This window comes from Aeromonas sp. R3-1 (genome assembly GCF_040908345.1).
Taxonomy (GTDB): Bacteria; Pseudomonadota; Gammaproteobacteria; order Enterobacterales; family Aeromonadaceae; genus Aeromonas; species Aeromonas veronii.
This window is the reverse complement of record NZ_JBFODN010000079.1, coordinates 1-4210: the sequence shown is the minus strand read 5'-3', so window position 1 is coordinate 4210 and position 4210 is coordinate 1. Positions and strand designations below refer to the sequence as shown.

General features: G+C 39.6%; 4 protein-coding genes and 1 pseudogene. 3 read left to right on the top strand and 2 right to left on the bottom strand.

Translation table 11 applies throughout. The annotated features are described in order from the left end of the window. Nucleotides 1-191 (bottom strand): annotated as a pseudogene (locus AB5Y85_RS05230) (IS5/IS1182 family transposase); the annotation flags it as partial. Between the two features lie 101 nt (nucleotides 192-292). Between AB5Y85_RS05230 and AB5Y85_RS05225 the strand changes: the two are divergent. The 3 genes from AB5Y85_RS05225 (at nucleotide 293) to AB5Y85_RS05215 (ending at nucleotide 2598) form a co-directional block, all read left to right on the top strand. Then, on the top strand, nucleotides 293-1231 hold the full coding sequence (locus AB5Y85_RS05225) for a hypothetical protein (RefSeq protein ID WP_368221243.1): 939 nt from the start codon (nucleotides 293-295) through the stop codon (nucleotides 1229-1231). Between the two features lie 9 nt (nucleotides 1232-1240). After that, on the top strand, nucleotides 1241-1366 hold the full coding sequence (locus AB5Y85_RS05220; RefSeq protein WP_265324674.1) for a hypothetical protein: 126 nt from the start codon (nucleotides 1241-1243) through the stop codon (nucleotides 1364-1366). Nucleotides 1367-1737: 371 nt separating this feature from the next. After that, entirely contained in the window at nucleotides 1738-2598 is an 861-nt protein-coding gene (locus AB5Y85_RS05215) for a TIGR02285 family protein (RefSeq protein WP_368221242.1), read from the top strand. 146 nt (nucleotides 2599-2744) lie between these two features. Here the strand turns inward: AB5Y85_RS05215 and AB5Y85_RS05210 are convergent, their stop codons facing one another. Continuing rightward, nucleotides 2745-3962, bottom strand: coding sequence for a 4Fe-4S binding protein (locus AB5Y85_RS05210; protein ID WP_368221241.1), 1218 nt, complete (start codon nucleotides 3960-3962; stop codon nucleotides 2745-2747). Nucleotides 3963-4210: the final 248 nt, after the last annotated feature.

Genomic DNA, 4210 nt, shown 5'->3' with positions numbered 1-4210 from the left:
TGAATGCGTAGCATGGTTTCCAGCGGATAAGGTCGCCGGCCATTACCAGCCTTGGGGTAAAACGGCTCGATGACTTCCACCATGTTTTGCCATGGCAGAATCTGCTCCATGCGGGACAAGAAAATCTCTTTTCTGGTCTGACGGCGCTTACTGCTGAATTCACTGTCGGCGAAGGTAAGTTGATGACTCATGATGAACCCTGTTCCATGGCTCCAGATGACAAACATGATCTCATATCAGGGACTTGTTCGCACCTTCCCTAGCTAAAGAGGTTTTAGCAACTGACAGGCAGTTGCTACTGCCTATTGGAACTATAAATCCAATACATCAAAATATATCCTTTGATGAGATGGCATGTGAGGTTTATGAGGGTAGAGTAATCCCTGATGTAATTGGGTTCATCGAGGGAGAGAAGGTTCTCATCGAAGTTGCAGTTACGCACTTTTGTGATCGAGGGAAAATTAAAGAATTAAAAAGGATTAATGCAACCTGCGTTGAACTTGACCTTAGTGGATTTCGTGTGAAAGGAGAGATAATCTCAAAAGAAGAGATAAGAGATTATCTAAAAAAATGCCCAAAAAAATGGGTGTCTGTGGCCCCTGTTGGCAGCTTCTCCGAAATTATGTATACGCACAATAGACAGCAGTTACTATCTTTACAGAATCAGTATTCATCTTTGAGTGCAAAGCATCATGCAGAGGTTAAAAGGCTTAATGCAGAATACAACGCGATAAAAAATACGAGTCAATCTGAGCTAAGTGATATGCAGCGAGTAATTCAACAGTCTCGGCATGCAGAAGGCAAGGCTAACGCAATTTTAAAAAGATGGGAGAGAGTATTAAAAGAAAAAGAGTCGTCCATTTTAGAGGCGCAGGAAAAGATAATCCTATTGGAAGACCAATACAGAATCTTTGAAATGGAATTGAAAGACCGTCTCTATCATATACAAGATGAAATTGATAAAAAGCAAGCTTTACTAAGCGACCTTCTTAATTTAGATGAACTTAAGGCTGAGTTTTATTTACAGGTTGATGATATAAATAGAACAATTAAAGCCAAAGAGGCTCAACTTGATGCTGGTGAAGCCGAAATATGCAGGCGTTCATCTTCCTTAGATCTAATACAGAAAAATCTAAATGATAGCCTCATCTCATTACAAGAACGAGAAGATGCTCTAACAGAAAGATCTAAAGACTTGGCAAACATCGTGGATATTAAATCAAGAGAGTAGGCTAAAGTAATGTTTGAGCAGTTGTTGAAAGAAAAATCAAATGAGATAAAAGCACTAGAGGAAAAAGAAAGGAAAGCAAAAAAAGATATTGATGATTTAAGGCGAAAATATAGTTCATATATCAAAATTCCATGATTTTCAAATACTGATTGTGTAGGTGTGGTTCTCACCTGAAAACCATTTTTTATCTAACCATTGACTGACAGCACTTGATCTCAAGAGCACGCCACATAGCGTACAAGCTCTATGGGCTCTATGGGCTCTATGGGCTCTATGGGACAGCAACAATCAAGCCTCATGCTGCCGTGTATGGCGACAAGCGGGAGAGTTCGGCGTATCAACGTTCAGCACCATCCTTGACGATACAGAAAACCAGAAATTTCTGCGTTATTAGTAGGTTTACAAAAGCGCATACGTATGTCAATATTTTCTTGTGAAGATGTTAGTGTTGCTGACTAATCGCCGCACTATGGTTTATATCAATATAATAGAGAGGTGAAATTGCCATGAAAAGGATTCTTCTAATACTCATCTCTTTTATTATATCTGTCGATGTAACTGCAAAAGAGACCATACATTGGGCTCAGTATGACATTCCTCCACTTTATATAAAAGATGGCAGCTATTCAGGTAGAGGTGTGGTTGATGTTACTGACGCAATGATAAGAGCTGAATTACCTCAGTATAACCATGTAATAATATGGTCGAATATTGCCAGAATTCAACGGATGATGCAGCAAGGGAAAAAAGTTGTCTGTGGCAACATGCTAAAAACGCCTGAAAGAGAGAAGTATCAAACATTTTCTACTTTTCATAAAACACTATCAACTGCACCACATGTAATCATACCATCCAGTGAGCTTAACACTTATAAGCAGTATATAATTGATGGAGACGGTGTTGATTTGCTTCGGTTGATTCAATCGAAGGATAAACTTGGCTATTTCATAGCGTCTCGTTCTTATGGAAGTAAATTTGACCTCGCAATTAAAGATAAAACAAATAAGAGAGTTAACTACTCTCTCAATGCTCCGATGGGTAATGTCCTGGATATGCTATTAAAAGATGTAAATGTTTTTACCGTTGCATACCCAGAGGAAATTATCTATTACACAGAAAGTAAGTTTGGGTATGGCTCATCAACAGTATCTGATTTAAATAAAAAGGCTTATCTAGGGAAGTTCAAAGTTCTTCCGATAGCTGGACAGCCAAAAGAAATATCAACTTATGTTGCTGCACCGAAAACTGAGTGGGGTTATAGAGTTATATCTGATATCAATGAAGCGCTATCAAAACTAAAATCAAATCCAGCATATATTAACGAGAACTATATGTGGCGTAACTTACCTAACCATGATATGCGTTAGGTATATAGTGATTCTATCCATTGAATACATATACCCTAACGCTATCTAAGTTCATATACCAACTATCGCAACCTAACCTAGATACACCTTGTTACATCAATGTTGCTTATTTATTTCTTATGCTTTTGTGAGATAAAATATCAACTCTAATGTGAAAGACTCGGCAGAATATCCAATAGGTAGCGGCGTTGTTCTAATGGTGTGTTGCTTGTCCAAAAATCGAAAATCACATGAGCTAGCAATGGCATTAAGAGAAGTAAAACACACAACATTGCAAGCAGTTTCTTTGCTGAAACCTTTTGATTCACAGTACCAAAATGAATCGCACTAGCTTGTTTTGGGCATGCAGAGATACAAGTTAAACAGTTTGTACACTCAATATTTCTGACAGATATAAGTTCATGAACCTGTATCCTTGATGGACATGCTCTACTGCATTTATCACAATCGTATCCCTTGCTTCGTAAACAGCTGCTGGAAGACCTGCGAATACGCAATGGTGTCAGAAGCCCCAGCAAGGAAAGCCATCCACCATAAGGGCATAGGTATCTACAGAAGCCTTGCTTGAAAAACATCGTGATACTTAATACCCAAACAACAAAAATACCTGATATAAAGTTCAAGTTGAAAAAGAAGGCTCCCATTTTCATGTCAGCAGCTTGGTGATACTGGCTCATCAAGTACCCTGGCAGTGCAACATTTGGAACAGCAAGAATAACTATGAACATCAGAAATGATAGAACTAGAAATTTCTGAGATTTGAGCAGTAGGTCTAACCATTTTGGCGGAGCCCACTCACCTGGTAGCAGAAAATTTCGAAAATGATGCAGCCATTCACCGACAACCCCAAGAGGGCAAAACCATGAGCAGAAGGCACGACCTAAAATGAGTCCAGATAAGGAAATAACCAAGACTGTGATTGTTGCAGCTGGATGGTGGTAATCAGTAATGCCCAAACTCAACAACGCCCGCAAGCCAAGACCGCCCGCTATAGGTAGAAAGCCATCTACGATATCAGGTCTAGACAGCCAAGGTAGGTCACCCTGGTGGAGTTGAAAAATATAAACACCATACTGTATTGTTACAAATCCCCACGATGTAACTAAGAAATATCTAACTAAACTACGAAGTTGTTGATCTCTTGAATCATAAAATGCGGATATTAATTTATATCTATAAAGCATGACAATAGTGACAGCAAGCACGATTAAACTACTTAGTGGTGGCTTGGCTGCTACCGTCAACCATACAGCGGCGGTTAGCATCAGGAACAGCTGCCAAGACCAACCTGAACGCTCATGCCACTGGAACAACAACAGATACACCAAGCCACTCAGCATGGTTATGGTTTCAATCCCACTCATCTAGCCAACTCCCATCGCAAAAACAGCCAATCATAAACAACATTACAGTTATTCATTTTGATCTGGATGGGCAGTTGGCCTAGTTTGTGGCGATGACAAGATTGTAATTTATTCTCTTGTCTTAATGAGTGGGGTGTCTGAGCTTACGTTTTCAGCCGACATTCCGCACCTGATTTAGGAATAAATTTGTCGGTAGCGCTCACCCAATACCTCCAAAATGATCTGCTGGTCTCCTGTTAGCTCCGTTA